Genomic DNA, 26,420 nt, shown 5'->3' with positions numbered 1-26,420 from the left:
CTCCAACCATGCAATAGCTTCTGTTTTTCATTTGCGAAAACCATTCTTCAAAATTTCAATCTGGCACTTACTCATTTAAAACACTTCTTCCTCATTGGAATAACAATGCTTACTTGATATGATAACATCCTTCACAGATAAATTGTCCTTCATTTTTCAAATAGGCTTTAATCTCTGTCATCCCTTTGCGTTTTGGATAACGCATTTTTATAAAAACAATGTCGTCACCTTTGATTTCCTTCTTGCAATGAATACATTTAGGTGGTCCCCCAAACATTTAAACTCCTCCGATTCTTAATTTTTTTTAACGGCGGGACGAATAAATAATCCAAGTAAAATTAAAATATTTGCAATAATAATCATTATACGAAATACATTCTCTGATTCTAGATATCCCAAAGGGTAAATGACCGAACTTATTAGTATACCTAATCCAAAAGAACTCACAGAATACCCTACTATTCTTCTGTTCAATTTATATCCCCCTCATTGAAACATAAAATAGGTAGATAAATATCCGACCTAAAGTTCAGATTATCTTATTTATAATTTCGACAAAGAAGGTAAAATATCCTCCCAAAGAAGAAGTTTCTTAATATGGTGTTGCCATCCGCTTCATAAATAACATTAGTTACAAAACGCTGCTAGGTGTTCAATCTTATTAAATTCTTTGATTTTCCAACACCCATGGCTATATTCAAGATTATTCATACAACCATTTTTTATAGTGGTTGTTCCAATGTCAATTTCATCGTTTGAAAATGCCGCTAAGATAACATTAATCGTAGCTCCATGAGTAATGAGTAAAACTCTTTTCCCACTATAGAGACGACTGATACTTTCCATTCCTAACAATATTTTATTTGTGAAGGATGTCAAACTTTCTTCTCCAGGATAAATTTGATCAGGGAATTTATGATCTCTATCAACAGGAAGTATACCCTCGGCTTCACCAAAGCCCCTTTCTGCAAACATTGACATTTCTATTAGAGGTATTCGAATTTGCTGTTGAATGATTTCTGCTGTTTCTCTTGCTCTTCTCAATGGACTTGTAATTATTATATCCCAGTCAAATGGTTGTAGATATTCACCACATGCATGCGCTTGTTTTTTCCCCCTGTCATTTAACGATGTATCTTGTTTCCCTTGTAATATTCCTGCTACATTCCAATCTGTTTCTCCATGTCTAATGATACACAGCTTCGTAATTATCGTTTCCCCCTCATGCACGTTAAATATGTAACCATTGTTCTGCTTTCTTAACGATTTCTTCATGAAAATTTTGATCGTAAAGGACAATAAAACAAGTCGAAGGTCCTGATGATTTTTCTAAGTCTAATTTACTCGTGATGTTAAACTGATTTTCTGGCCAAACTTTTGACAGTTCATAAGCAATTCCTTTTGAACCAACTGGGATTATAGACAAGACCTGCTCTTGTTCAGAAAACCAGCGGAATAAATGTAAAGGTGCAATTGCTTCTCTTGAGTCAACTACTTCTTGTCCGACAAGAGGTTTTCCTATAATAGCAATTTGGTAATCATCTATATTTATGCTTTGAATCTCATCTTGCTTACACTTTCTCTGACCTATCACTGTAATTGCTGTTGCCGATTGTTTTAAGTTGAAATTAGATTCTGTACTACCAGTAATTAAAAGCTCTTTTATCCCCGCTTCTTCTATCCCTTCTTTAATGCCTGAGACGAGGGGACTCCATGCATCATTTCCATTAAAGTTCATTAAACTTATAGCGTTTGGCTTGCCACCCACTGCGATACACTCCATATATGCTACTCGAAACAAAAAATAGCCAACAACTTCATACGGCACAGAGACATCATCTAAAGGTTTCATGCCAATGGAACCACTATTATCACTTGCAATAATTAATTCTTCTTTCTCATTAAAAGGAATAATTAGTGCATCGGTTTGTTTCGACTTAGTCATGAACAATACCTACGAACTTATTTTTAAAGTATGGTTCGAGTCTTGGGATAAAGACAAGTGCAAGCACCATATTTAAAGATGATCCAATGATTAGTCCAGGTAAGAGTGATAGATAGAATGATAAACTTAAAAGTAGAATAAAAGGTAGTGGAGCAATAATACCGTTTAAAATCACAAACGATCCACCAGCAAGATATTTTTTATTTGATTGATAAAGCATACCGAAAATCCAGATAATAATTGCCATCTCTATAGCGATTAGTAAGTGCATTGGACCGAGTGGTAAACCTCCGATTAAAGCGGACATCAAATGTCCCATCATTCCAACGATTGCTCCATAGTTTTTACCTAATAAGACTGCAACAACGAGTGCAGGAAACGCATCTAATGCTACACTTCCAATAACTGCAGGAACTTTAATCATTGATCCGATAATCGATAAACCAATAAATAACGCTAAAATACTCAACTTCTTCGTTTGCATTGTATTTACCCCCATTTATTTTAACTGCTTTGCAATGCCATACCAGATATAATTCACTTTAGTAGCTGCTTCCACTAAATCTTGATAAAACCACCCTGTCACATCACGCCAATTTCGTAATGTTTTTTCCATTGGCACAATGCCTTTTGATATATCTGTACAAATAATAATAAGATTATTTTCTTCGTTGCTCTCTTCCCAAAGTAACCATTCATCGATTTCCTGTTTTCCATCGTTCCTAACAGTATCTAAATCACTATCTTTTAGCCATTCATAAACCCAATGTTCAATTGCCTCAATAACTACAATTCCTTGCATTTTCTCAAGGTTGAATGTTGAAAAGGATGTCTCCTCAGCATTAAACCATTTATCCTGCTTTTCATCTAAATTATACGTTTCTTTTACCCATACTGCCTTCCCATTTGCGGCACCTCCTGTAACGATGTGCATAATTCACCCCTCCTAAATGCAGCTTCACTCCAAGTTAATTGATAACCTGCGCCATACGGAACTTTCCAATCAAAATACGTTTTATCTGAGTGCACGAATTTTGTAAGTAAATAGCGCAACACTCCACCATGAGCAACAATGACAATATTTGAATACCTTTGATCTAACATCTTTTGTTTAATCGCTTGATAGGCAAAGTCAATCCTTTTTGAAAATGTTTTAAAATGTTCACCCTCTTCAGGAGCAGACGTAAAAAGGTTATCTAACCAAAATCGATATCCGGATGAATTTTTTAACTCCTCAAAAGATTTCCCTTCCCATTTGCCAAAATTAAGTTCTCTCAATCCATCCATTTTTTGAATATAATGGTTAGGGAAGAAGACTTCAGCAGTTTCTACACAACGTATGAGGTCACTTGAGAAAACAGAGTGAATCTCATTAACTACAAGCTGCTGCTTTTGTTTTTTTAATTCTCTTATCCCTTCCTCACTTAAAGAAGGATTCGACCAACCAATATATGCACCCCGCTCATTTTCTTCTGTCATCCCATGACGAAGGAGTGTAATAACCATAGTGTCATCCATAATGAAACCTCCAAACCTTCAAGCGATGCCCCTAATACATCACCTGTCATTCCACCAAACCATTGCACCACTTTTTTTCTTATAACTAAAAAGCTACCAATTGTAAGGATAAATAGTATCATAAAAACCCAAAAGCTTGCGATAGACCATATCACTGTAAAGAAACCGATAAGGACAAAATAGATTACATGAAAGCGGAGTGCCTTTTTCTCCACTGTCTGTTGAAAATAATAACCCAACCCCTCTTCTTTAGCCGCTGGAACAAAGTTCAACATCCATGCGATTAACACTCTTGAAAAAAACGGTATAAATACAATAAAAATATAAGAATAAACTTCTACTTGCAGGATAATTTCATAAATAAAAAGAAACTTAGCAACTAATAAAATAATCGCACTAATGACTCCAAAGGCACCGATTCGAGGATCCTCCATTATTTCCAACCGTTTTTCTTGATCGCGATACGAGAAGAAAGCATCACTTGCGTCCATCCAACCATCAAGATGAATCGCACCGGTTAAAATAATACTAGATAGCCATATAATAAAAGAAACCATTAATGGAGAAGTCACTGTATATTCCATTAATAAATAAGCTGGTCCTGCATAAATCATGCCTAATATAAGGCCGAATAATGGTAAAGCACGAATGAATCCATTCATATTCTTAGCTGTCATCGGAATTTCTTTATGAATTGGAATAACAGAGAAAAACTGAAACGCTAACATCAAACCATTAAGATATACTTTCATTGTTGTCCCACTGCTCCATAATATTTATGATTCGATTTAAATCAAGATGTGCTCTTACTTCCTTAGCAATCTGATCATAATCATTAATTTTTCCTTGAGAAGCTTGTAAATTTTGCTTAGAAAGAGAGTCTTCAGGTTCTAAGTTATGATGTAGAAAAGGAATAATACCGACTACTGGAATTCCTGTTTTCTTTTCGATCCAAGTTGCACCGTCTTTGAAAAGAGATAAATCTCCACGAAATTTATTAATTATAATTCCTTTCACACGTCGTTTTTCAGACTCCGACAGTAAAGTTAAAGTTCCTATTATACTTGCAAATACTCCACCACGGTCAATATCAGCAACTAGTAAAACCGGAACATCAGCAAGTTCTGCGACTTTCATGTTTACAAGTTCTTTATCTTTTAAATTTATCTCAACAGGGCTCCCAGCACCTTCCATAACTACTACATCATATTGTGCTTCTAATATTTTTAGAGATTTTGTAATCGCTTCTAGCCCGATTTCATAAAATTTTTCGCGATACATTTTCCCAGAATGATAATTCTGAGATTCTCCTAGTAAGATTACCTCCGCATTTAAATCTGTATTTGGTTTAAGCACAATCGGGTTCATCCAAACTGTCGCTTCAACATCAGCTGCTTCAGCTTGTAATGCTTGGGCTTTTGATATTTCTTTGCCATCTCTCGTTTTATATGTATGATTTGACATGTTTTGTGATTTAAACGGAGCGACACGGTACCCGTCTTGAATAAGCATTCGACAAAGTGCAGTAAGAACCAGACTCTTTCCTACATCGGAGGCTGTCCCTTGAATCATAATCCCTCGCATATTTGCTCCCCCTTCATTTGGATTGGTAGTCCACACTCTATTAAATATGCTTCATTCGACTTCTTTACAATATTTTGGTGGATACGCCCTAATAATTTGCGATAAGCTATAACCACAGCGTGTTCTTTATGTATAGGTTCATACGCTACCTCATTTGAAACAATGATTAATAGACCGACTCGATTGCTCAAAGCCTCGATTCCATCCATTATCGATGTAAAAACTTGCCTCTCAATCAAAGCATAATCGACGTCCTCTTCATAAAATCCTTTATCAAACAATTCGTTCGCTAATAAAATCGTTACACAATCTAGTAGCACAATACTTCCTCTAGTGAATTCATTTACAATACGGCTAATATCAAATGAAGATTCCACTGTCTTCCAAGGGATATTAGCATCTGATCGATCGATTTGATGGCGCCTAATCCTATCTTTTATCTCATCATCCGTAAATTTAGCAGTCGCGAGATAATAAAGCTTCCTTCTTTCTTTCACGGCATTTGTCGCTGCATACCGCTCTGCAAAACTACTTTTACCACTCCGCGCACCACCTGTAACAAAAATCATTCTTGATTTTTCCATGTATACAGCGCCTCCAAAAGCAAATCATTTTCGAATCTTTTTCTAATCGCAAAGCGGAACCAACGTCCATCTAATCCCGGATAATTCGCTGTATGTCTTGGGACATATCCCTTTTTTAATAAGTATTTAAATAAAGAAATAGGGTTCTCCGTGTTGGGATCTCTTAATAAATAATAATTTACACTACTATTCGAAACGAGGTAACCTGCTTTTTTTAAACTTGTCAATAGACGTGCACGCTCTTCTGAAAAGAAATTCCTTGTTTCTTGAACAAATTTTTCTTCTTTTAAACTTTCCTCTCCCGCCAGTAATGCAATTGCATTCACACTCCAATGGGGTTGGTATTTCTTCACATCTTCAATCACTTGCGGAGATGCCATCATATAGCCTAAACGTAATCCTGCAATAGCATACATCTTTGTTAGTGAACGAATAATAATTAAATTTTTGTAAGTCTCTATAGAAGAAACTAGTGTTAATGGATGATTCATAAAATCGTAAAAAGCTTCGTCAATGACTAAATAGCAATCTTCTTTTTTACAAGCATCTAAAATCTTTAATAATAAGCTTTTTGAATAGGTCATTCCTGTTGGATTATTCGGATGGCATAGAAACACGACATCATTTTGTTTTATATATGGAACCAGAGCCTCAAGCGATATTTCCCAAGTAGGCTCTTCTAAAGTAAAATAAGAAATCTCACAATCATAAGCACGACACATCTTCTCATACTCTGAAAAAGTCGGCTGAATGAGAAGTACACGCTTTTTCTTAAAATAATTAGCAAGTAAATGAATAATTTCTGCTCCACCATTTCCAAGCAGTACCGATTGTTTGTCTATTTTTTCGATTTTTGCTAGAAGCGATATTAAATTATTTCCTTTCGGGTCTGGATAATCCTCAATCATTGGAAACCAACTTGTCCACTTTTCCTGAAGGACAGTTGGAGAACCAAATGGATTTACATTCACACTAAAATCAATGCGGTCTTTTGGTATTTCCATATTCAGATATTGATATATATATTGCGGATTAGAACCATGTGCGGGCCAATTCATAAAGAACTCCTCCAATACTTAACATGACTAAAAAAAGAAAGACGGTGCGTTGCATAATGCGGATTGCTTCTAAAATATGTATCGTTTGTAAAGAAAATTTACTTTCACCCATTAAAGGGGCAAGTGACTTTTCTCCTTTATAATAGTTGATGCCACCTAATTGAATACCAAGTACTGCAGCTACAGAAGCCTCTCCCCATCCACTATTAGGACTGTTGTGTTTCTTAGCGTCTCTTATTAAAATTTGCCATGCCTCTCGATAATTATGTCCTTTTGGCTTTATTGCGAGCATCGTAATCACACCCGTTACCCGTGCAGGGATCCAATTTAAAATATCGTCGAGACGCGCAGAGGCCCAACCAAAGTCTTTGTACTTTTCATTTTTATAACCGACCATGGAATCACTTGTATTTACTGCTCGATACATAAATGCAAATGGGGCACCGCCAATCACTGCCCAAAACAATGGTGAAGTTACACCATCAGTCGTATTTTCAGCTACTGTCTCTACGGTTCCTCGAACGATTTCTTGTTCACTTAGTTCAGCAGTATCTCTCCCCACAATATAAGAAAGTTTTATTCTTGCTTCTCGAAGGTCTCTCTTTTTTAATGGTGTTACTACCTCCAACGCAGCTTTTTTCAAATCATTCTGTGCAATTGTAGTTGCTATGAGAATACCTTCAAGTAAAATACCTGCTAATTGATGCCACTTATAAATATAAAAAACTAGTAAAGCGCTTAGAGAAAAAGTGATGATTAAGAGAAGTAAAACCATTATTAATCCCTTAATTTTTTTATGTCTTCCTTTATTTAATCTTTTATCTAAGAAAGCTATAAATGTTCCCATCCACTTTACCGGATGCGGCCAATTCTTGGGATCACCTATTATAAGATCAATAATATAAGCTAATATAATTGCTATTATATGATTGAAAATCATTTCTTTATCCTCGTTTTTTTCAGTGCTTTTATTATACAAGCATAGACGCCTTCTCCAATCAAAGCGCCTAGCTCAGAAATCGGTCCAGCAAATTCAAGTTCTTTACCACTTTGCGTTGCAGCTATTAAAATAGAATCTGTTGATGTACCTGTTGCGATGGTTCCTGTCACTTCATCTGTTATATTTCTTTTTTCTAGAGCTTTTACTTTTGCCTCAGTTGTAGTAATAATCGCTTGGATAAATGCAGCATCTGTCAATTTCCCATTAACAAAAATCCAAGTATTAATCGTACCTGGATTCCATATTTTCAAATGCTCTTTTCCTAAAGTGGCATCCACTGCATTTCCCGTACCTGCAGTAACAACAATAAATATGGAAAAGTTTTCACCAATATATTTTTCGTACACGACATCTTTTAACTTAACTGCTGTCATCATGCTTACCGTTTCATCGGGATGAAAAGCCTTTCTTGTTAAAAATCGGATCATTTCTTCATGATAATCTTTAGGGTTATAATCTTTATCGACATGGCGATTTACAAATCTTTTATAATAACCTATCCCTGCTCCAGTTACGCCAGCAGAAATTGCTTTTAAAGGAATTGGTGCTTCAAAAACAATTATTTCTTCACTAAACTGTAAATTTTCTTTTCCTAGTTGTGTTGCACTTTTACCAATTGGGGTTTGCATAGTTATTTTCCTTATGTCCTTTATATTTCAATTCCTGCAACTGCTGGAATTCCTTCATCATAATAATGCTTATGTGGCACAACTTCAGATACAAGGTCAGCAAGCTCTGTAATTTCAGATTTTGCATTTCTACCTGTTAACACTAGATGCATGCCATGTGGTCGATTTTTGATTAAATTAATAACTTCTTTAAGAGGTAAAACATCATCAATCGGGAATTTATCAATTGCTAAAGCATTATTGATTTCATCAAGAATTACCAAGTCATGTTCTCCTGCCATAATTCTCTCTTTTGTAAAAGTCCATGCTTTTTTTAATGCTTCCCTATGCTCTTCAGGGGTTTTAGTCCAAGTGAAACCAATCCCTGTTTGTACCATTTCAATGCCAAGCTTGTCAAAAACAACTTTCTCTCCATATCTTCTTTTTGGTGATTTAATAAATTGAATCATCAATACTTTTTTATTTCGTCCATAAGCTCGAATAGCAAGTCCTGTTGCTGCAGTAGTTTTTCCTTTTCCATCACCTGTGTATACCAATGTTAAGCCACGTTCTTTATCAGGTTTATTCATTTTCTTAGCTCCCTTTTCATATTCTTAGTTTCTTTTTTGGTTCTGCAGTGTAATTAATCATTTGTTCACCTTCAAGTATAATTTGTGGTAACCCGTTAGAGGGATGAGTTGTTATTATTGGCCTTATGCCATAAACCTTTTCTATTAGATCCTCTTGAATGATCTCGTATGGAGTACCAATCGCTTCAACTCGCCCATTATTTAATAAAAGTAAGCGATCACAATAAAGTGTTGCTAAATTCAAATCATGCAAAACAGAAATGACAGTCATCTCTTCCTCTCGTTGCCAACTGTGAATACGATCCATTAAGTGGATTTGATGACCAATATCTAAATAAGTGGTTGGTTCATCAAGCATCAGAACATTTGGGGATTGAGCCATCGTTTTTGCCAACCCTACACGTTGACGTTCTCCACCACTTAATTGTTCAAGATGTCTATCACTTAACGCTGTTAAATTCATTTTATCTAAAATAGAGTCTATGAAGCTATCAACATCAATCAAGTCTTCTCCCAACCAATTTTGAAATGGAAAGCGTCCCATCTCTACGACTTCTCTAACCGTAAACCCTATCATCGGTAAGGCTTCTTGTTGTAATACCGCTACACTTTTTGCAATTTCTTTTCTAGTATATTTTTGTACTTCATTATTTTTGAAATATACTTTGCCTGATGAAGGAGGCTCTACACCAGATAGAAGTTTTAGTAAAGTGGATTTCCCACTTCCGTTAGGCCCAATGATTCCTAATATTTCTCTTTCCTTAAGGGAAAAAGAAATATCTGTTAAAATCGTTTTCTCTCCATATTGTTTTCTCACTGCTTCTACACGAATCATGTGCTTACCCTCCACTCATGTGCTTGCTCCTACGAAGTAAATATGCAAAAAATGGTGCCCCTAAAAAAGCCGTTACGACACCTAATGGAATCTCAGTCGGACTTAATAGTGTTCGGGCTAAAGTATCAGCCCAAAGAACATACAACGCACCAAAAATTGCTGTGATTGGAATGATAATGCGATAATCTGGACCAACAATTAATCGAACTAAGTGTGGTACGACAAGACCTACAAATCCAATTGTACCTACAATTGATACAGCTGCTGCTGTTATAAAAGTAGAGATGATTAAAATAATGAGACGTGTACGCTTTACTTTAATTCCTAGATGTGCAGCTTGTCTCTCGCCTAATGCAAATATATTTAAGTGTTGACTAAATGCAATTAGGACTACAAATCCAATTACTAAATAAGGCAGTAGAACATAAATAAAAGACCATCCTTGCATTGCTAAACTACCCATTAACCAAAATACAATTTCGTTAATTACTTTGTCAGACATAGAAACCATAAGTGAGACAAAAGATCCTAAAAATGCTGACACAACTACTCCTGATAAAATGATTGTTTCTAATTTATATTGCCCTTGGACATTTGCAAGTCTGAGAACAACCAATAAACTAAGTAATGCTGTAATAAAGGCAACAACAGGGAGGGTCCACATTCCAAAAATCGTCGTATGTAAGCCAAATAAAATAATAAATGCAGCTCCCACTGCAGCTCCTGATGAAACACCTAAAATATAAGGATCTGCCAAGGGATTTCGCAGTACTCCTTGAAATCCAGCACCTGCAAGTGATAAACATGCACCCACTAGTAGAGCTAGAATCACTCTTGGTAAACGTACTTTTAAAATAATTTGTTCGGAAGATTCAGCCCAATTAGTCTGCACATAGTCACCTATTAATGGAAATTGGTAGATAAGGATTCCCCATACATGTGATAATGGTAGCTTAGCCGTTCCTATCGATAGACTAATAATGATAGAGACAAAGAGGAGGAGGAGCCCAATTCCTCCCCATATCCCTATTTTCCTCTTTATCTTCATTACTCAAATAACTCTGGATAGATGCCTTCAGCAATGATTTGTAATAATTCCACAATCCTTGGGCCATTACGACTCATAATATCTTCATCAATTGGAACTAAACGGTCTTCTTGAATCGCTGTAATCTTCTCCCAGCCACTTCTTTCTTTAATTAATTCACTAAGTTCCATTCCAGTATCATGATCTACTAGATTTGCCGCATGAAGGATAACTTCTGGATCATCTTGAATTATTTTTTCTTCGTTTACTTGAATCCAACCAGATTCATCGGCTGCTATATTAATCCCCCCTGCCATCTCAATCAACTCAGTCATATATTCACCAGCACCAACTGTCCAACCAGGATTATACTCGATATAAACACTTTTCTTTTCTTCTTCTGGAATCTCTGCTACTTTTTCTTTAATTGATTCGATTTTTTCTTTCATATCTGCAACTAGCGCTTCAGCTTCACTTTGTTTATTCGTTATTTTCCCCATTTCTAAAATGCTAGCGAGAATTTCTTCTGTATTTTTAGCATCAGACTGATAGATGATGAGGTCCAGCTCACGTATTTTTTCAACTACATCTGGGCTAATGGATGTACCTGTTACAATTAAATCAGGTTCCTGCGCTAAAATAGCTTCGATATTCGGTTCGACTACTCCACCCATCTTCGGCTTATCATTCGCTGCTTCCGGGAAGTTATCAAAATCACTCACGCCGTAGATACGCTCATCAAGTCCCAATGCGAATAAAATCTCTGTATCTGAAGTCGAAACAGAAACAATACGCTCAGGCTCTTTTTCAAATACGATTTCAGTTCCTGTTAAATCTGTGACAGTGTAAGGATATTCCGTTTGTAGTTCTGCTCCTTCACTAGCTGATTCATTTGATTCTGCATCAACTCCAGCTTCATTGGTTGTAGCATCATCTTGATTACATGCACTACTAAAAAGTAGTATAAAAACTGCAAAAACACTTAAAAATAACTTTCTCATATTCTTCTCTCCTTTTTGTATATGAGAATTACAGTTAACAAAAGTAATCTCACTATAAAAAGACCTTTGAGGTATGATTTAATCAAATATTTCTTTTTCACCAATAAAAAAACCTTGTTCCAATATGGAAGCAAGGTTAGTTTCATCAAATTATTATCATGTTCGTTAAACACGTCTACTTCAAAATAGTTTAGAGATTCATGTACTTATCTCTAACTCGTTATTAAAAAATATAGACGTTTGATCATGTTTGATTTAGCTTACCCTTTTCCTCGAAGGACTTAAATAGCTAGTATCATAGGCAGGTTTCCTGGCTTAAGGATAAATGATTCTCTCTACCTTCCCATTTCACTTAAGAAACAGTGGCTTAAAGAGGTAATCTCCTAGTTACAGTGGCGGGACCGCACCGGAATTACACCGGTTTCCCTTTTAACTTGTCTTCTAACAAGCACCTATTTACTATATTAGATTCAATTGTCAAAATATAATATCTCACAGTTAATATAACATGTACTCTCTTACAAAATCAAATTTAATCGGTTTTCCTAATTGTTCTAGAATAATTTTGGAATATAGCGAAATAAGAGCAGTAACGGTCAATCTTTGGAAAGTATCACTTAGAATTTTATATGATATCACATAAAACTAAATAAACCCCTTACTTAAATAATATTTCCTCATTTATCTCAAACCACATATTCTCTGCTATTATGATGCATATAGTTACTAGAATAGCGGATGTTATGAAAGTATAAGTATCTCTCGAAATCTATCATTAAAGCGTTTGTATAAGTAAAGTCCGATAACAAACACAAAATATGTGTCCTGATATACGAATGATGTTTCCTATCAAAGATTCATTTCTTATTTTTATTCCAATCAAATGGTACACTTGCCCACTCCCAAAAAATATAAAAAACATATACGATAAGTGAAAATATAATATTTCTCATCCACTCTACTTGGTCAGTAAAAATTAGCTGATATATCGTAAAAAACACAAACAGTACTATTGGATATGCAATATTTCGTTTAAGCATCATGACCTCCTAAAGGAAACTCCAACGATATTGTAACGCTTTATTCTAATATAAACATCCTTCAGTCAAAGTGTCTATACTCTCAAAGATAACAATTTTAAAATTGATTTCTAGGTATTTACATTGAGGTTAAGAATCCATTTGTCAGATATGCAAGTAACAAAGAAGCGATCCATACATCATTTGCAGAAAACTGCTTTTACTCTTTATATATGCAAAAAGTAGTGCAAACCAAAATGCAGCAATAAAACAGATACGAAGGTCAATATTGGTATCAACATCGTTGCCATAAGTAAACGATAAACTATGAAAAGCCCTGAAAGAAATATACTAATAAATGTCCTATTTATAAAATGACGAACGGATTGTTCCTTATTTGTAGGCAAACCAAGAAATCCCCATACTACACTAAAAATAAAAGAATTTATAAGAATGGAGTAAGGTCAGACAAATCGATAAATTCTAGTTCAGTTTCTGCTTCTGCTTTGGAACGATAAAACTTAATTTTATCAAAAGGTTTCATGTTGTCTTGCCATGATCCCATATTACTCAGAAAATCCTTAACGTTTTCAGAAATTATAAAGCACTCTAAATCCATATTGATATAACAAATTGGTGCGACTCTTTCCGAATCGTACGCTTGATAGACAATCCCAATAAATCCTCCTCTACTATCTTTTGCCATAATATCTACATGTGGAACCGTATAAAACTCTATATGTGGAATATCATCGTCAAAGATAACTTGAATATCATAATCATTAGCATAAATTTGATACTGTTCATTTTTTCTGTCATGAACACCAAGTGAATTAATGGTTGCTCCTGCTGGTATAATCTCAGTTTCTTCTAAATCAACAACAACAGCACCAGAGAATGCTGTTCTATCTAGATGAACTTTTCTCATATAAACCTCCGTTTAATCTTCTTATGGAATAAATAATCGTTACCTTTTATGCCTTTTTCAATTACCCTACCCGGTTCATATTTCTATTAGTTAAGATTTAACTACTTGACGGTTACATTCTTCAACAATACTGTCTATCAATGAAAAAGCGATTGCTCTAATGGAACAATCATACACATTAGCAGAACAAGATTTTGTTAAGGATTATTTAATTTCCGTTATCTTTATTCCATTTATAAGATTTCTTTGACCAATTATAAATTAGAATAAGCAAGAATATCATAAAGGATATTCCTATATTATCAACCCAGCGAATTTCTTGATAAAAAATTAACTGCCAAACTATTGCTACTACTAAAAATGTTAATGGGAATCTAAGACTTTCTTTCAAAATATTATCAATCCTTTCTTGCAAATATCCTATACTTTAGTAAAAAAATGCAATCTCCTTCTTGCAAAAAGCACCCTTTACTTCACGAATATTTATGAATTTGTAGTGAATTTTAAATGTTTTTCACCTAAGATAGTAATGTTTATACTCCATCTTGGATGCATAACTAAATTATCGTTTTCATCAAATTCTAAAGCGATATGAATGTCATCATCTTCAATTGTAAGAATAGCCATTCTTTTATTTTCAATATCTATATATGGTTTTAAACTTTCTTCCATTTCTATTTTCCAATCAAAAAAGTTCATCATTTCATCTCCAATTTCAATACTATAGCACTTTGCTTTTCCCTTTAAATGTCAGGGGGATATCCACTAAAAGTAACCCATATCTATACTTGATTTCCAAGGTGATTGAATCTTCTTAGTCCAACATCTTAACGAACTTCAAGGACGATACTTTCATTGGTTGTGTGGTATACTAGCTCGTCACTTCTTGAGTTTAGCAATTCTTTTGTTGCTCGTTCATCAGTTATAGGCTTAATTACAACGATATCTTCTACAAATTCTTGTTCATTTTTTATGTGAGACGATAACACCTTTAATTTAACGAATTGATTCGGATACAATCTTCTAACCTCTGATCAATTCATCCATCTCACCTTTCCTTTATCTAAATTCTACTATATTTATAATAGCCGCACCATTCAACAAATAAATATGAGAGAAATTATCATCGATGCTTTCCATTATTTTCTTTAGTTCTTGCATCTGATCGTTAAATATGTAACCAATCATTCGTTTACAACCAGTTCAAAAGACTCCTCATAATCATCCCATTTAACTTCTACACTAACCACCATATCTGCCGTCATAATTAAGCCACCTTCACTACTACCTGCAGATTTAAACTCTTTAACAGTAAGAGGTTCATCAAAGGTCATCGATGAAGTTCCACCACCCGTTGACCCCAGTTTAAATTCATAAGCTAATTGTTTCAATGAAGCTATTTCGTCTAAATCTCCATTGTAAGTTAACTTAAATTTATATTCATCTTCACTTGAATACGCATCTTTTATTCTTATTTCTGTTGCTTCGTATTCTAACTCTGCTTTCCAGTATTGTCCCTCTCCTACAAATTGATAGCTATGTTCGGTTATATCTTCATTGTTTGAACAAGCACTGATTAGCCCCGTAAATAGAAGCAACAAAATAAAGCGCTTCATTAGAAAAACCCCTCTCTATAATTATTCTACTGTTAGTTGTTTATCACTTTTTAACTAAAGCACCCGTTTCTGTAATAAGCACATAATATTTACCATGAAAAAACTTTAGCCAATATCATAAACAGTGACCACAAAACAACGCCAACCAAAAGGAAAATGATGAAAACTTTTAATACATCCAAGAATGATGAAATCTGAAACCAACCACTAAGTAGAAGGAGGGGATAAATGGTGAACAGCATCACACAAAAGTGGATAATACTTCGCTTAAATATACTCCAATCTTCCACTTCATAAATAACGGATGTAGCAGCAACGAAAAATATGATAATACCAGTAATAAAAGTGCTTTTTGCATCTGAATACTTAACTTGAAAATAGAGTAGTAAAGCAATTCCACCCATAATGGCTAATGGTATACTACCTCTTACAAAAGAGTTTATAAAAATAATATAATTACCTTCCTTCATTATGAATTATTGCAAATTTTATTTGTTTTACTTTGTATACGAAGTAAAAGAATAAAGGTTTCACGGTTTACTTACCTACTCCGTTCGCTCAAGTACATTGCTTCTCAAGTCTACATTTATCTTAACACAAATATTCTGAATAAATTATTCTTCTTTTAAAAGAATTAAATCTCTAATTTGAATAGGAACATCTTGTGTTTTATTAAATTTCTCCTATTAAAAAACCTCCCTTTAGATAACAATCTAAAAGGGAGGGTCCAATGCTACAGTTTTCTCTCCAACCAAGTAACTGCTTCAATATGCGTTGTATTTGGAAACATATCAACCGGCTGGACTTCAACAGTTCGGTATCCACCATCTTCTAAAATTCGTAAATCTCTTGCTAATGTCGATGGGTTACATGAAACATAAACGATTCGTTTTGGTTCCATTTCAATCATTGTTTCAAGAAATTCCGGAGCACAGCCTTTACGTGGCGGATCGACAACAATTACATCTGGATTAATTCCTTGGCGCTTCCATTCTGGCATAACCTTTTCGGCTTGGCCAACTGCGAACTCTACATTGTCAATTTTATTGATTTCTGCATTTTTCCTTGCATCTTGAATTGCTTCAGGAACAATTTCTACACCGTACACTTTTTTAGCCTTTTGTGCTAAGAATAAAGAGATTGTACCAATTCCACAATAAGCATCAATTACAACATCATTCTCATCAATTTGGGCGAACTCAAGTGCTTTATCGTATAATACTTTTGTTTGCTGTGGATTTACTTGATAGAAAGACTTTGCAGAGATCGCAAATGTTAGATCACCAATCTTATCATGGATATATTCTTGTCCCCATAATACTTTCGTTTTTTCACCGAGAATTAGGTTTGTACGTTTATCATTTATGTTTTGAACAATCGATGTTATTTCTGGGAATCTACTCTTGAGCTCTTGAATGATAAATTCTTTATTCGGTAGCTTTTCTGTACGAGTAATTAAAGCAACCATTGTTTCATTCGTTGCGTAAGCCGTGCGCACCATAATGTGACGCAGGACTCCACGGTGATTTTCTTCATCATACGCTTCAATTCCTACACGGTTTGCTAAGTCACGAACAACTGGAATGATTTCATTAATTATTTCCGCTTGGCTTGTACAAGTATCTAAATTTTCTACAATACGGTGGCTACGTCTTTGATAGTAACCAGTAATAAGCTGTCCATCTTTTTCAGCCACTGGGATTTGTACTTTGTTTCGGTAATGAAATGGGTTTTCCATCCCTAAAATGGAATGAACAGGTACAGACTCAAGATGAGCGACTTTTTTCATCACATTACGTACTTGGTTTTCTTTCATTTGTAATTGTAGACTGTAACTCATATGCTGCAGCTGACAACCGCCGCAATGTACGTGACAAGTAGGATCTACTCTTTCTGGGCTAGTTGTATTTAATTCTAATAATTTACCATATCCGAAATTTTTATTTACTTTAATAACTTTAACTTCTGCCTCTTCTCCTGGCAGAGCTTTCGGTACGAATAAGGGGTAACCGTCTATTTTTCCAACGCCACTACCTTCGTGCGTTAAGTCTTCAAAGGTTAGTGTGATCGTCTCATTTTTCTTCACTGGTGCTTGGAATTTTGCCATTTATATCTTCCTTTATAACACGTATTTATTTTACTATATCAAACAAGTTAAAAACCTCCAAACCATAGCTTTTGCTAGTGTTTGAAGGTAATCATGCTATTCCTCTTGAAGTTCGATAAAATCTTTAGGTACGATAAATTCAATATGCTCTTTTAGGTTAGAAAATTCACCTGGTAATAATCCACCGTATTCTCCATCTAAGTTGAGCATCATTCGCTCGGAAGGGATAACCTTAATTTTCTTCGATTTTACATAAATAATATTGTCATTGTTTAAATGTGCTCCCCTTAAAGCAAGGCTTGCGATATGAATAAATTCAGCTAGATTCACTTTCTTTAAGATTAGTAAATCAAAATAGCCATCATTCAACTTTGCGTCTGGTGCTAACTTTTCAAAGCCACCAACAGAATTGGAATTAGATAATAAAAATAACATGATATCTTCTTCAATCACCCCATCATCGTACTCAATACGAGTGTGTGAAGGTTTTAGTGAAGGAAGCATCTCAATCCCTCTGATATAGTAAGCGAGTTGTCCAAGCACTGTTTTTAACTTAATTGGTACATCATATGTTAATTCAGTAAGCTGTCCACCACCAGCAATATTTATAAAATACTGTTCGTTTACTTTACCTATATCCAAGGCCATTGTGTTTTCGTTTGAAAGGACTTCAATTGCTGCCTTTATATCTCTTGGGATATGTAAAGCTCTAGCAAAGTCATTCGTTGTTCCTGCTGGAATTACTCCCAATTTCGGTCTAAATTCTTGCTCGGCAATTCCATGAACCACTTCATTAATCGTTCCGTCTCCCCCTGCCGCAACAACGAGATCGAATCGATTTTCCACTGCATATCTTGCAGCTTCTGTTGCATCACCTTCAGCAGTCGTTGCATGGGCTGAAGTTTCATATCCTGCTAACTCCAGTGTTTCTAATAATAATGGCAGTTCTTTTTTCACAGCTTCTTTACCTGCTGTGGGATTGTAAATCACTCGTGCTTTCTTCATTTTCTATCCTCCCTATGGACAAAAAGGACCTTAACTATTAAGTGTTCTATCTATATATCATAAATCTTTTTAATGAAATTTAAAAGGTCCAAGTCAGAAATACGAGAAAACTTAGAAAAGAGACTCCTTCTCCGTAAAGAAAGAATCTCTTTTTCAATTGTTTTAGCGTTTGTTTAATTCTTCATTTAATATTTTATTTACCATTGGCGGGTTTGCTTGGCCTTTGGTTGCCTTCATTGTTTGACCAACAAGAAAACCAAGTGCGCGGTCTTTACCGTTTTTAAAGTCAGTAACTGATTGTTCGTTTTCATCCAAAATCTTATTGATGATTTCTTTTAATTGATTTGGATCAGATAGTTGGACAAGTCCTTTATCTTTAACAATCTGTTCGGGATCGCCACCTTTTTCAACTAACTCTGCAAATACTTTCTTTGCAATCTTAGATGAAATTGTTCCATCTTCAATTAATTTAATCATTTTTGCTAGACCTTCTGCTGTGAGCGCTAGATCTTTAAGCTCTTTCAAATGCTTATTCATATATGCGGAAACTTCACCCATTAACCAGTTAGAAGCTTGTTTGATATCTGCTCCATGCTCCACTGTTTCTTCAAAGAAGTCAGCTATTTGTTTTGAACTTGTAAGGACATCTGCATCATATTCAGATAAACCGAGATCTGTCATATAACGTGCTTTACGTGCATCTGGTAGTTCTGGAATTTCAGCTTTGATTCTTGCTTTCCAATCATCATCAATATGAAGTGCAACAAGATCTGGTTCTGGGAAGTAACGATAATCGTCTGCTGCTTCCTTAATTCGCATCAGAATCGTTTCTCTCGTTTTTTCATCGTAGCGACGAGTTTCTTGATGAATTTCTCCACCAGCTAATAAAATCTTTTCTTGACGCTTTTCTTCGAATTCTAATCCTTTTTGTACGAAAGAGAAAGAGTTTAAGTTTTTCAGTTCTGCTTTCGTTCCAAATTTTTCTTGACCAATCGGACGTAAGGAAACGTTCGCATCACATCTTAAAGATCCTTCTTCCATTTTCACATCAGAAACACCAGTATACTGGATGATATTTTTCAGCTTTTCTAAATAAGCATAAGCCTCTTCTGGGGAACGCATATCTGGTTCAGATACAATTTCAATTAGTGGTGTACCTGCACGGTTAAAGTCTACGTATGAGTGTCCATCTTCACCATGAGTTAGTTTACCAGCATCTTCTTCCATATGAATTCTTGTAATTCCAATGCGTTTTTTCTTTCCATTAACTTCGATATCTACCCAACCATTCTCACCAATTGGAAACTCATCTTGTGTAATTTGGTATGCCTTTGGGTTATCTGGATAGAAGTAATTTTTGCGGTCAAATGTTGTATGTGTAGCAATATCACAATTAAGTGCCATGGCAGCTTTCATTGCAAAGTTTACAGCCTCTTCATTTAGTACAGGAAGTGTACCAGGGTAAGCAAGGTCTGTCGGGTTCACATTCGCGTTCGGGTCGTTTCCGAAAGCATTCACACTTGAACTGAAAATTTTAGATTTTGTTTTTAATTCCACGTGTACTTCTAAACCTATAATTGTTTCGAAATTCATTTGCTTACACCTCCAAGCGTTGGACGTTTTTTGTGGTGATCTGTTGCTTGCTCGAATGCATAAGCTGTACGATAAATCGTAGCTTCATCAAAATAGTTACCGATAATTTGCAAGCCAACTGGAAGTCCATTTTCAGAGAATCCACAAGGAAGAGATAACGCTGGAACTCCAGCTAAGTTCATTGGGATTGTTAAAATATCATTCATATAGATTTGAATTGGATCATCAACTACTTCGCCAACTTTAAATGCTGTTGTTGGAGTTGTTGGTCCCATGATAACATCAAATTCTTCAAAGACTTTATCAAAATCACTTTTAATTAGTGTACGTACTTTTTGTGCTTTTTTATAATATGCATCGTAATAGCCTGAGCTAAGTGTGAACGTACCAAGCATAATTCTCCGTTTTACTTCATCACCAAAACCTTCACTTCTTGTTAGCTTGTACATATCTTCAAGGTTGTTGGCATTTTCCGAACGAAAACCATAGCGAACACCATCAAAGCGCGCAAGACTTGCTGATGCTTCTGAAGAAGAAATTAGGTAATACGTTGAAAGTGCATATTTAGAGTGCGGAAGTGAAACTTCTTTCCAAGTTGCTCCTAATGATTCATATACCTTAAGCGCATCTAAAATAATATTTCTTACTTCTTCACTTACGCCTTCTCCAAGATATTCTTGTGGAACTGCAATCTTTAGTCCTTTAATATCTGTCTTCAAAGCTTCCGTGTACTTAGGCACTTCAATATCTACACTTGTTGTATCGCGGTCATCTTGTCCAGCAATGACTTCTAATACTCTCGCATTGTCTTCAACCGTTCTCGTAATTGGTCCAATTTGATCTAATGAAGATGCAAAAGCTACAAGTCCAAGACGGGAAACGCGCCCATATGTTGGTTTCATTCCAACTACACCACAATATGCTGCTGGTTGACGGATAGAGCCACCAGTATCAGAACCAAGTGAGAACATTACTTCACCAGCTGCTACTGCCGCTGCTGATCCTCCACTAGATCCACCTGGAACATGGTCAGAATGCCAAGGGTTTTTCGTTTCTTTGAAAGCCGAGTATTCCGTACCTGATCCCATTGCAAACTCATCCATATTTAACTTTCCGATTGTAACTGCATTTTCAGCATTCAGCTTTTCAACAACAGTTGCATCATAAACTGGATCATCAAAGTTTTCTAACATAAGACTTGCACATGTTGTACGAAGCCCTTTTGTCATGATGTTATCCTTAATCCCAACTGGAATACCAAAAAGGCTCGTCTTCTCAGCACTTTCATCAATTTCTTTCGCTCGTTTTAAAGCATTTTCTTCATCAACTGTGATGAATGCCTGTAATTCGCCATCTACTTCTTTTATACGATCAATAGAAGCTTGGACTAATTCTTGGGCTGTAATCTCTTTATTATGTAGCTTTTCTTCTAGCTCCTTAATGCTAAAGTCAAATAATGACATAAATACTATTCCTCCTCATTAAAACGAATAATCACTTACTCTGAAAGTATTGTTGGCACTCGAACAAGACCATTTGATTGTTCAGGTGCATTCTTTAATAACTGTTCGCGATCAGCCCAAGGTTTCGGCTCATCTTTACGCATCACATTTATAAAGTCCACTACATGTGTAGTTGGTTTAACATTTGAAGTATCTAATTCATTTAGCTCTTCAGCATAATTGATAATTGATTGCAGCTCTTTTGACAGTGTTTCAGCCTCATCATCAGTAATTGCTAGTCTAGCCAGATTCGCAACATGTAAAACCAAGTCTTTTGATATATTTTCCATCGCTTATACCTCCCAGCATTATTATTAACTAACGTAATTTCATTCATTTGTATATTATATCACTATTGCCTATTACAGAACAGTATTGTTACATGCAGTATAGCAAAAAAAGCATAAAAAAATACCTGGAACGGATGTCTCCACTCCAGGCTATATATTCACTTTATTGGGGATAAAAATGAATCAAATTTAAATTTCTACACTAGAATCAGTAGGTATAAATATTGGTGGGTGAATCTCTCCACCAAACTCTCTAAAAGTTAAATCTTCTGCTTGAGGAGCAAATGTAAAGAATAAACCTGCAGCTAGAACTGTGCCTAGAACAACCTTCGTTAGTAGTTTTTTCATCTTACAACCCTCCTTTAAATATTAGATAGTTTATTCATTGACTCATTGGCCAATTTGTAATATTTAGTAGCATCCTTATATTTATGTATATCTTCGTAATGCTTCGCTAGCATCGTAGATATATCGATAAGGTTCACATAATCTCTATGCTTTTTCAAAAAAGGGATGAATTTATTTTTTACTAACTCTGTAAACTTACCTGGTTTATTGTGAGTAGAATAATAGTATGTATAGATTAAATAATTGTAAAACTCGTAATCCGGATGACCTGTGAAGTTATCAATAAGCTTTCTTGATTCTTCCATAAATTCATTCATTGCTTCCACGTTATCTACTTCATAATAGATTTTAATCAATTGGGTCATCGCAGCTATTTTTTCAATGGTATCTATATCATTTCCTTCTATAATTTCCATGTAGAATTTAATAGATTCTAAATTATTACCTTTAGCTGAATGAAGATAACCTAAGTTTTGATTTGTCAGTTGAATAATTTCGTTATTATTATCTAAGCTAGCTAAATGCTTGGCTATGTCGTAATTTTTAATTGCCTTATCATACATCTTAATACGTCGATATGAGATACCTAATACAATATGGCACTGCGCACAACGATTGAAATTGTATTTTTTCATAAAAATATCAAGTGCTTGATTGGCATAATCAATAGCTTCAAGAATCTGTCTTAACTTACTGTATGTAATTGCCATTGTATAATGTAAATCCGCGATTTCCTCTTGAGAAATATCTAGTTTTCTAATAATATTCTCCGCTTTTTGGTACTTTTCAATCGCTGATTTATTTTCATTCATTGTGGAATTATAATTACCTCTAAATTTGAACCAGTAATAAAGTTCTTTTGTGCCAAATGAACTTGTAAGCCGGTTTAATTCATTGATTTGTTTTAACGCTTCTTTTTTCTCACCTAAGATTAAATAGTAACGAATCTTATAGATTTCAAATAGAAGCATACTTTCTGAGATATTTCGATCTAGCAAATCTTGAATTTCTTGGTAGGTTTCTATGAGCTCTCCTTTTTCATGATTAGAGGATAGCATTTGATACCATTCTTCACATTTCTCTTTAATCACGTCTTCCATATCTGTGTGAAGTTCGATTCCTAGTCGATTACAAAGTAATTCAATTATATTTGGGCTTGGCTCCGTTTTAAGGTTCTCTATTTTTGAGAGATAAGAAACCGAGACAATTCCTTCTGCAAGCTCACCCAACGTCATTTTTTGTTTCGTTCTTTGTAATTTAATGAATGAGCCAGTTTCAATCATAAATCCACCTGCAATCTTACTTAATAATTATTTATCTATTTATATTATAGCATAATTTCGCAATATTCATATTGGGAAATATTCATGGGACAGTAGTCGATTACAGGGTATTTGAGTTGCTGATTTTCCTCTCACAAGAAAAATCACCACCCATTCATACAATAAAGTATGACGGATGGTGATTTTTACCTAAATTGATTTAAATTTTATAACATTTCTGATGTTGTTTTGCCTTGCATGTGTTGGATTAAGTAGTGAGGTCCACCAGCTTTTGAATCTGTACCAGACATATTGAATCCACCAAATGGCTGATATCCAACGATTGCACCTGTACATCCACGGTTGAAGTATAAGTTACCAACATGGAAGTCTTCACGTGCTTGTTCTAGATGCTCACGGTTATTCGTGATTACTGCACCAGTTAAACCATAGTCTGTATTGTTAGCAATCTCAATTGCTTCGTCAAAGTTTTTAGCTTTCGTAAGTGCTACTACTGGGCCAAAGATTTCTTCTTGCATTAGACGAGCATTTGGATCTACATCACCGAATACTGTTGGTTTAATGAACCAACCTGTAGAGTCGTCGCCTTCTCCACCAGCAAGTAAGTTTCCTTCTTCTTTACCAATTTCTACATAGCTCATGATTTTATCGAATGCTGCTTGATCGATAACAGGTCCCATAAAGTGTGAATTATCTTCAGGATTACCTACAGATAATTCGTTCGTAAGTTCAACTACGCGATCTTTAACTTCATCGTAAACATCTTCATGGATAACTGCGCGAGAACAAGCAGAACATTTTTGTCCTGAGAATCCGAATGCAGATTGTACAATTGATTGTGCTGCTAATTCTAAATCAGCTTCGTTATCTACAACAATTGTATCTTTTCCACCCATTTCAATGATTGTACGTTTTAACCACTTTTGACCTTCGTGAACAACTGCTGCACGTTCAAAAATACGTGTACCAACTTCACGTGATCCAGTAAAGCTAATGAAACGAGTACGTGGATGGTCTACTAAGTAGTCTCCAACCTCAGAACCTGGTCCAGGGATATAGTTAACTACACCGTTTGGTAATCCAGCTTCTTCAAGTACTTCTAGGAATTTGTATGCAATGATTGGTGTTGTACTTGCAGGCTTCAGTAATACAGTGTTACCTGTTACGAATGCTGCTGCTGTTGTACCAGCCATAATTGCAAATAAGAAGTTCCATGGTGAGATTACTAATCCAACACCAAGTGGAATGTAATGGAATTTATTATGCTCGATCGGACGGCTTTCTACTTCTAGTCCTTCGTTAACTCTTAGAACTTCACGGCCATAATACTCTAGGAAGTCAATTGCTTCTGCTGTATCTGCATCTGCTTCGTTCCAAGGTTTACCGCCTTCTTTTACTAAATGTGCTGAGAATTCGAATTTACGACGGCGAATGATTGCCGCAGCACGGAAAAGAATGCCTGCACGGAATGCTGGAGTTGATTTTTTCCAAGTTTCAAATGTTTTATCTGCAACTTTCATCGCTTGTTCTGCGATATCTTTATTTGACTTAGATACTTTACCAAGAACTTGTTCTTTGTTTGCTGGGTTTACTACTGTAATTTTATCTTCTGTAGTAATTCTTTCGCCACCAACAACTAGTGGATATTCTTTACCAAAATCTGATTCAATTTGTTTAAATGCATCAAGAATTTTCTTTTTGTTATCTTCTTGAGTAAAATCTGTAAATGGTTCATGTTTGTAAGGTACTACCATATTCAAAAACCTCCTTGTAAATTAAAGTGAAATTATATTAATAACACTTTTACTTCCATCTATCATTGTAACGAATAAACCTTTGCGCTTCAAATATTATACATTAATTTTAATGGAAAATATGAATCGTTGGTTCTTCTTCTTGAGCTTTACGGTATATAAGGCTTTCTATACCATTGCTAGAAGTAACTTGAATCTCTAAATCATAATAATTATGGAAAATATCTTTAACAAGTTTATGAGAATACTGCGTAAAACCTATTACTTCTGCTTTTCCATAAAACTGGATTGGCACCTCAATGGTTAATTGCTGTAACTCTCCATCTTTATAAAAACCTTGGCCAATTGCACCTACATAGTTCGGGAAGAATTTAGCAATCTCCTGCCCATAACTATTAAACAGCTCGGCATCCTCCAAATACTTACTGCTCGCTTCATTTGAAGGGAATAGAATATTTTCTTCCGCGATTGTTTCCCACTCACCGGTTGAGTTACTTCCTTCTGGAACGACAGTTTTTGTTACATAGCTTCCTGGAACAGGTGAGGAATGTGCTTCCTCACGATAAAGTGCAACTAAGATCGGCACGTTTTCTAACCCTTCGATTTGACGTAGTTCCTCAACAATTGCATCTGCTACTTCATAACCTTTATCAAGCATTTCATTCATCGAAATATCGTACGAATATGGTCTATCATCTACTTGATAGCGATAGACTGATTTTAGTGCAATCCCTAGAGAGATTCCTGCTAATTCGACAGTACTACCCTCTCCTTGCAAGAGAAAATTTTGTTCTAGTACATGTGAGAATATTCGTGGATTAGCTTCATGGTCATCTCGGCTCCAGTCATCCATATCTGTACGGTCTGGGTTCAAGTCATTAATCATTCCTTGGACCATTCCAGTAGAAAGATATCTCCCCTCTTGAAAAAAGAGTTGTTCAGGGTTGAATACTTCTGTCGAATGACGTCTTAATCCTTGTTCCATTTCATCAATATCCACACGATTTGCCAACTGGTCCGTTATAACTCCGCGTGCCTCACTCGTTCGATAAGGCAAGACCGTTCGGTAATTGGATCCATCTAAACGATTGGCTGGAACAATTGATGTTTCAACTGGAGAGTTTTCAGGATTTTGCAGAACTTCCTCATCTTCTCCTATCGATGGTGCACAACCCGAAACAAAAAGGAGTGTACCAAATAAGAGAACTAATTTTTTTTTCATTAT

32 protein-coding genes and 1 riboswitch are annotated in these 26,420 nt (G+C 35.3%); all 32 genes read right to left on the bottom strand.

Going from position 1 to position 26,420, the window contains the following annotated elements; all coding sequences use genetic code 11:
- Positions 1–109: 109 nt before the first annotated feature.
- Complete coding sequence (locus ACXYMZ_RS11840; protein ID WP_458948611.1) at positions 110–277, bottom strand: Fe3+ hydroxamate ABC transporter substrate-binding protein; 168 nt, start codon at positions 275–277, stop codon at positions 110–112.
- Positions 278–627: 350 nt separating this feature from the next.
- Positions 628–1,230, bottom strand: a complete 603-nt coding sequence (locus tag ACXYMZ_RS11835) for a histidine phosphatase family protein (protein ID WP_458948610.1) — start codon at positions 1,228–1,230, stop codon at positions 628–630.
- Between the two features lies 1 nt (position 1,231).
- Entirely contained in the window at positions 1,232–1,945 is a 714-nt protein-coding gene (locus ACXYMZ_RS11830) for an ATP-binding protein (RefSeq protein ID WP_458948609.1), read from the bottom strand.
- Positions 1,938–2,429, bottom strand: a complete 492-nt coding sequence (locus ACXYMZ_RS11825) for an ECF transporter S component (RefSeq protein WP_458948608.1) — start codon at positions 2,427–2,429, stop codon at positions 1,938–1,940. Before ACXYMZ_RS11825 ends, ACXYMZ_RS11830 begins: the two co-directional genes overlap by 8 nt.
- A 15-nt stretch (positions 2,430–2,444) precedes the next feature.
- Positions 2,445–2,879 (bottom strand): bifunctional adenosylcobinamide kinase/adenosylcobinamide-phosphate guanylyltransferase, encoded by a 435-nt coding sequence (locus tag ACXYMZ_RS11820; RefSeq protein WP_458948607.1) that lies wholly within the window; start codon positions 2,877–2,879, stop codon positions 2,445–2,447.
- The gene (locus tag ACXYMZ_RS11815) at positions 2,831–3,463 is read right to left on the bottom strand and encodes a histidine phosphatase family protein (protein WP_458948606.1); all 633 of its coding nucleotides are present in this window, start codon (positions 3,461–3,463) and stop codon (positions 2,831–2,833) included. The genes ACXYMZ_RS11820 and ACXYMZ_RS11815 overlap by 49 nt, the downstream gene beginning before the upstream one ends.
- Positions 3,421–4,215 carry an adenosylcobinamide-GDP ribazoletransferase gene (gene cobS, locus ACXYMZ_RS11810; RefSeq protein ID WP_458948605.1) on the bottom strand — a complete coding sequence of 265 codons (795 nt, stop codon included), beginning with the start codon at positions 4,213–4,215 and terminating at the stop codon, positions 3,421–3,423. The genes ACXYMZ_RS11815 and cobS overlap by 43 nt, the downstream gene beginning before the upstream one ends.
- The gene (locus ACXYMZ_RS11805; protein ID WP_458948604.1) at positions 4,199–5,047 is read right to left on the bottom strand and encodes a cobyric acid synthase; all 849 of its coding nucleotides are present in this window, start codon (positions 5,045–5,047) and stop codon (positions 4,199–4,201) included. The genes cobS and ACXYMZ_RS11805 overlap by 17 nt, the downstream gene beginning before the upstream one ends.
- Complete coding sequence (locus ACXYMZ_RS11800; protein WP_458948603.1) at positions 5,032–5,631, bottom strand: bifunctional adenosylcobinamide kinase/adenosylcobinamide-phosphate guanylyltransferase; 600 nt, start codon at positions 5,629–5,631, stop codon at positions 5,032–5,034. The genes ACXYMZ_RS11805 and ACXYMZ_RS11800 overlap by 16 nt, the downstream gene beginning before the upstream one ends.
- Positions 5,613–6,689 (bottom strand): threonine-phosphate decarboxylase CobD, encoded by a 1,077-nt coding sequence (gene cobD, locus ACXYMZ_RS11795; protein WP_458948602.1) that lies wholly within the window; start codon positions 6,687–6,689, stop codon positions 5,613–5,615. Before cobD ends, ACXYMZ_RS11800 begins: the two co-directional genes overlap by 19 nt.
- Complete coding sequence (gene cbiB / locus ACXYMZ_RS11790) at positions 6,664–7,668, bottom strand: adenosylcobinamide-phosphate synthase CbiB (protein ID WP_458948601.1); 1,005 nt, start codon at positions 7,666–7,668, stop codon at positions 6,664–6,666. Before cbiB ends, cobD begins: the two co-directional genes overlap by 26 nt.
- Positions 7,626–8,318: an adenosylcobinamide amidohydrolase gene (locus tag ACXYMZ_RS11785; protein WP_458948600.1), complete on the bottom strand. Its 693-nt coding sequence runs from the start codon at positions 8,316–8,318 to the stop codon at positions 7,626–7,628. The genes cbiB and ACXYMZ_RS11785 overlap by 43 nt, the downstream gene beginning before the upstream one ends.
- A 20-nt stretch (positions 8,319–8,338) precedes the next feature.
- Complete coding sequence (locus ACXYMZ_RS11780; protein ID WP_458948599.1) at positions 8,339–8,887, bottom strand: cob(I)yrinic acid a,c-diamide adenosyltransferase; 549 nt, start codon at positions 8,885–8,887, stop codon at positions 8,339–8,341.
- A 16-nt stretch (positions 8,888–8,903) separates the two neighbouring features.
- A complete protein-coding gene (locus ACXYMZ_RS11775) occupies positions 8,904–9,722 on the bottom strand; it encodes an ABC transporter ATP-binding protein (protein WP_458948598.1) in 819 nt (272 codons plus the stop codon).
- 4 nt (positions 9,723–9,726) lie between these two features.
- Positions 9,727–10,764 carry a FecCD family ABC transporter permease gene (locus ACXYMZ_RS11770; RefSeq protein WP_458948694.1) on the bottom strand — a complete coding sequence of 346 codons (1,038 nt, stop codon included), beginning with the start codon at positions 10,762–10,764 and terminating at the stop codon, positions 9,727–9,729.
- A gap of 5 nt (positions 10,765–10,769) precedes the next feature.
- Positions 10,770–11,750, bottom strand: a complete 981-nt coding sequence (locus ACXYMZ_RS11765; protein ID WP_458948597.1) for an ABC transporter substrate-binding protein — start codon at positions 11,748–11,750, stop codon at positions 10,770–10,772.
- A 283-nt stretch (positions 11,751–12,033) separates the two neighbouring features.
- Positions 12,034–12,220, bottom strand: a riboswitch (cobalamin riboswitch).
- A gap of 387 nt (positions 12,221–12,607) precedes the next feature.
- Positions 12,608–12,790, bottom strand: a complete 183-nt coding sequence (locus tag ACXYMZ_RS11760; RefSeq protein WP_458948596.1) for a hypothetical protein — start codon at positions 12,788–12,790, stop codon at positions 12,608–12,610.
- A 424-nt stretch (positions 12,791–13,214) separates the two neighbouring features.
- Positions 13,215–13,697, bottom strand: a complete 483-nt coding sequence (locus tag ACXYMZ_RS11755; protein ID WP_458948595.1) for a hypothetical protein — start codon at positions 13,695–13,697, stop codon at positions 13,215–13,217.
- 208 nt (positions 13,698–13,905) lie between these two features.
- Positions 13,906–14,112 carry a hypothetical protein gene (locus ACXYMZ_RS11750; protein ID WP_458948594.1) on the bottom strand — a complete coding sequence of 69 codons (207 nt, stop codon included), beginning with the start codon at positions 14,110–14,112 and terminating at the stop codon, positions 13,906–13,908.
- 68 nt (positions 14,113–14,180) lie between these two features.
- The gene (locus tag ACXYMZ_RS11745) at positions 14,181–14,396 is read right to left on the bottom strand and encodes a hypothetical protein (protein WP_458948593.1); all 216 of its coding nucleotides are present in this window, start codon (positions 14,394–14,396) and stop codon (positions 14,181–14,183) included.
- A gap of 128 nt (positions 14,397–14,524) precedes the next feature.
- Positions 14,525–14,686, bottom strand: a complete 162-nt coding sequence (locus tag ACXYMZ_RS11740) for a hypothetical protein (protein WP_458948592.1) — start codon at positions 14,684–14,686, stop codon at positions 14,525–14,527.
- Positions 14,687–14,881: 195 nt separating this feature from the next.
- The gene (locus ACXYMZ_RS11735; RefSeq protein ID WP_458948591.1) at positions 14,882–15,313 is read right to left on the bottom strand and encodes a hypothetical protein; all 432 of its coding nucleotides are present in this window, start codon (positions 15,311–15,313) and stop codon (positions 14,882–14,884) included.
- An 89-nt stretch (positions 15,314–15,402) separates the two neighbouring features.
- On the bottom strand, positions 15,403–15,783 hold the full coding sequence (locus ACXYMZ_RS11730) for a DUF3021 family protein (RefSeq protein ID WP_458948590.1): 381 nt from the start codon (positions 15,781–15,783) through the stop codon (positions 15,403–15,405).
- 263 nt (positions 15,784–16,046) lie between these two features.
- Positions 16,047–17,420 carry a 23S rRNA (uracil(1939)-C(5))-methyltransferase RlmD gene (gene rlmD, locus ACXYMZ_RS11725; protein WP_458948589.1) on the bottom strand — a complete coding sequence of 458 codons (1,374 nt, stop codon included), beginning with the start codon at positions 17,418–17,420 and terminating at the stop codon, positions 16,047–16,049.
- A gap of 96 nt (positions 17,421–17,516) precedes the next feature.
- The gene (locus ACXYMZ_RS11720; protein WP_458948588.1) at positions 17,517–18,425 is read right to left on the bottom strand and encodes a diacylglycerol kinase; all 909 of its coding nucleotides are present in this window, start codon (positions 18,423–18,425) and stop codon (positions 17,517–17,519) included.
- A gap of 162 nt (positions 18,426–18,587) precedes the next feature.
- Positions 18,588–20,018: an Asp-tRNA(Asn)/Glu-tRNA(Gln) amidotransferase subunit GatB gene (gatB, locus tag ACXYMZ_RS11715; protein ID WP_458948587.1), complete on the bottom strand. Its 1,431-nt coding sequence runs from the start codon at positions 20,016–20,018 to the stop codon at positions 18,588–18,590.
- Positions 20,015–21,481, bottom strand: coding sequence for an Asp-tRNA(Asn)/Glu-tRNA(Gln) amidotransferase subunit GatA (gene gatA, locus ACXYMZ_RS11710; RefSeq protein ID WP_458948586.1), 1,467 nt, complete (start codon positions 21,479–21,481; stop codon positions 20,015–20,017). The genes gatB and gatA overlap by 4 nt, the downstream gene beginning before the upstream one ends.
- A 35-nt stretch (positions 21,482–21,516) precedes the next feature.
- Positions 21,517–21,810: an Asp-tRNA(Asn)/Glu-tRNA(Gln) amidotransferase subunit GatC gene (gene gatC / locus ACXYMZ_RS11705; RefSeq protein WP_458948585.1), complete on the bottom strand. Its 294-nt coding sequence runs from the start codon at positions 21,808–21,810 to the stop codon at positions 21,517–21,519.
- A gap of 189 nt (positions 21,811–21,999) precedes the next feature.
- Positions 22,000–22,158 carry a hypothetical protein gene (locus tag ACXYMZ_RS11700; protein WP_458948584.1) on the bottom strand — a complete coding sequence of 53 codons (159 nt, stop codon included), beginning with the start codon at positions 22,156–22,158 and terminating at the stop codon, positions 22,000–22,002.
- Between the two features lie 14 nt (positions 22,159–22,172).
- On the bottom strand, positions 22,173–23,441 hold the full coding sequence (locus tag ACXYMZ_RS11695) for a helix-turn-helix domain-containing protein (protein ID WP_458948583.1): 1,269 nt from the start codon (positions 23,439–23,441) through the stop codon (positions 22,173–22,175).
- A 206-nt stretch (positions 23,442–23,647) separates the two neighbouring features.
- A complete protein-coding gene (gene pruA / locus ACXYMZ_RS11690; RefSeq protein ID WP_458948582.1) occupies positions 23,648–25,195 on the bottom strand; it encodes an L-glutamate gamma-semialdehyde dehydrogenase in 1,548 nt (515 codons plus the stop codon).
- Positions 25,196–25,304: 109 nt separating this feature from the next.
- Positions 25,305–26,417, bottom strand: a complete 1,113-nt coding sequence (locus ACXYMZ_RS11685; protein ID WP_458948581.1) for a CamS family sex pheromone protein — start codon at positions 26,415–26,417, stop codon at positions 25,305–25,307.
- Positions 26,418–26,420: the final 3 nt, after the last annotated feature.

It is taken from the genome of Oceanobacillus sp. CAU 1775 (assembly GCF_054482815.1).
This window is presented reverse-complemented; position numbering and strand designations above follow the sequence as displayed.

Bases quoted from the DNA above. Each gene is read 5' to 3' on its own strand.
- ACXYMZ_RS11840 (WP_458948611.1), bottom strand. From the start codon at position 277: ATGTTTGGGGGACCACCTAAATGTATTCATTGCAAGAAGGAAATCAAA.
- ACXYMZ_RS11830 (WP_458948609.1), bottom strand. From the start codon at position 1,945: ATGACTAAGTCGAAACAAACCGATGCACTAATTATTCCTTTTAATGAG.
- ACXYMZ_RS11825 (WP_458948608.1), bottom strand. From the start codon at position 2,429: ATGCAAACGAAGAAGTTGAGTATTTTAGCGTTATTTATTGGTTTATCG.
- ACXYMZ_RS11820 (WP_458948607.1), bottom strand. From the start codon at position 2,879: ATGCACATCGTTACAGGAGGTGCCGCAAATGGGAAGGCAGTATGGGTA.
- ACXYMZ_RS11815 (WP_458948606.1), bottom strand. From the start codon at position 3,463: ATGGATGACACTATGGTTATTACACTCCTTCGTCATGGGATGACAGAA.
- cobS (WP_458948605.1), bottom strand. From the start codon at position 4,215: ATGAAAGTATATCTTAATGGTTTGATGTTAGCGTTTCAGTTTTTCTCT.
- ACXYMZ_RS11805 (WP_458948604.1), bottom strand. From the start codon at position 5,047: ATGCGAGGGATTATGATTCAAGGGACAGCCTCCGATGTAGGAAAGAGT.
- ACXYMZ_RS11800 (WP_458948603.1), bottom strand. From the start codon at position 5,631: ATGGAAAAATCAAGAATGATTTTTGTTACAGGTGGTGCGCGGAGTGGT.
- cobD (WP_458948602.1), bottom strand. From the start codon at position 6,689: ATGAATTGGCCCGCACATGGTTCTAATCCGCAATATATATATCAATAT.
- ACXYMZ_RS11785 (WP_458948600.1), bottom strand. From the start codon at position 8,318: ATGCAAACCCCAATTGGTAAAAGTGCAACACAACTAGGAAAAGAAAAT.
- ACXYMZ_RS11780 (WP_458948599.1), bottom strand. From the start codon at position 8,887: ATGAATAAACCTGATAAAGAACGTGGCTTAACATTGGTATACACAGGT.
- ACXYMZ_RS11775 (WP_458948598.1), bottom strand. From the start codon at position 9,722: ATGATTCGTGTAGAAGCAGTGAGAAAACAATATGGAGAGAAAACGATT.
- ACXYMZ_RS11765 (WP_458948597.1), bottom strand. From the start codon at position 11,750: ATGAGAAAGTTATTTTTAAGTGTTTTTGCAGTTTTTATACTACTTTTT.
- ACXYMZ_RS11760 (WP_458948596.1), bottom strand. From the start codon at position 12,790: ATGCTTAAACGAAATATTGCATATCCAATAGTACTGTTTGTGTTTTTT.
- ACXYMZ_RS11755 (WP_458948595.1), bottom strand. From the start codon at position 13,697: ATGAGAAAAGTTCATCTAGATAGAACAGCATTCTCTGGTGCTGTTGTT.
- ACXYMZ_RS11745 (WP_458948593.1), bottom strand. From the start codon at position 14,396: ATGAACTTTTTTGATTGGAAAATAGAAATGGAAGAAAGTTTAAAACCA.
- ACXYMZ_RS11735 (WP_458948591.1), bottom strand. From the start codon at position 15,313: ATGAAGCGCTTTATTTTGTTGCTTCTATTTACGGGGCTAATCAGTGCT.
- ACXYMZ_RS11730 (WP_458948590.1), bottom strand. From the start codon at position 15,783: ATGAAGGAAGGTAATTATATTATTTTTATAAACTCTTTTGTAAGAGGT.
- rlmD (WP_458948589.1), bottom strand. From the start codon at position 17,420: ATGGCAAAATTCCAAGCACCAGTGAAGAAAAATGAGACGATCACACTA.
- ACXYMZ_RS11720 (WP_458948588.1), bottom strand. From the start codon at position 18,425: ATGAAGAAAGCACGAGTGATTTACAATCCCACAGCAGGTAAAGAAGCT.
- gatB (WP_458948587.1), bottom strand. From the start codon at position 20,018: ATGAATTTCGAAACAATTATAGGTTTAGAAGTACACGTGGAATTAAAA.
- gatA (WP_458948586.1), bottom strand. From the start codon at position 21,481: ATGTCATTATTTGACTTTAGCATTAAGGAGCTAGAAGAAAAGCTACAT.
- gatC (WP_458948585.1), bottom strand. From the start codon at position 21,810: ATGGAAAATATATCAAAAGACTTGGTTTTACATGTTGCGAATCTGGCT.
- ACXYMZ_RS11700 (WP_458948584.1), bottom strand. From the start codon at position 22,158: ATGAAAAAACTACTAACGAAGGTTGTTCTAGGCACAGTTCTAGCTGCA.
- ACXYMZ_RS11695 (WP_458948583.1), bottom strand. From the start codon at position 23,441: ATGATTGAAACTGGCTCATTCATTAAATTACAAAGAACGAAACAAAAA.
- pruA (WP_458948582.1), bottom strand. From the start codon at position 25,195: ATGGTAGTACCTTACAAACATGAACCATTTACAGATTTTACTCAAGAA.
- ACXYMZ_RS11685 (WP_458948581.1), bottom strand. From the start codon at position 26,417: ATGAAAAAAAAATTAGTTCTCTTATTTGGTACACTCCTTTTTGTTTCG.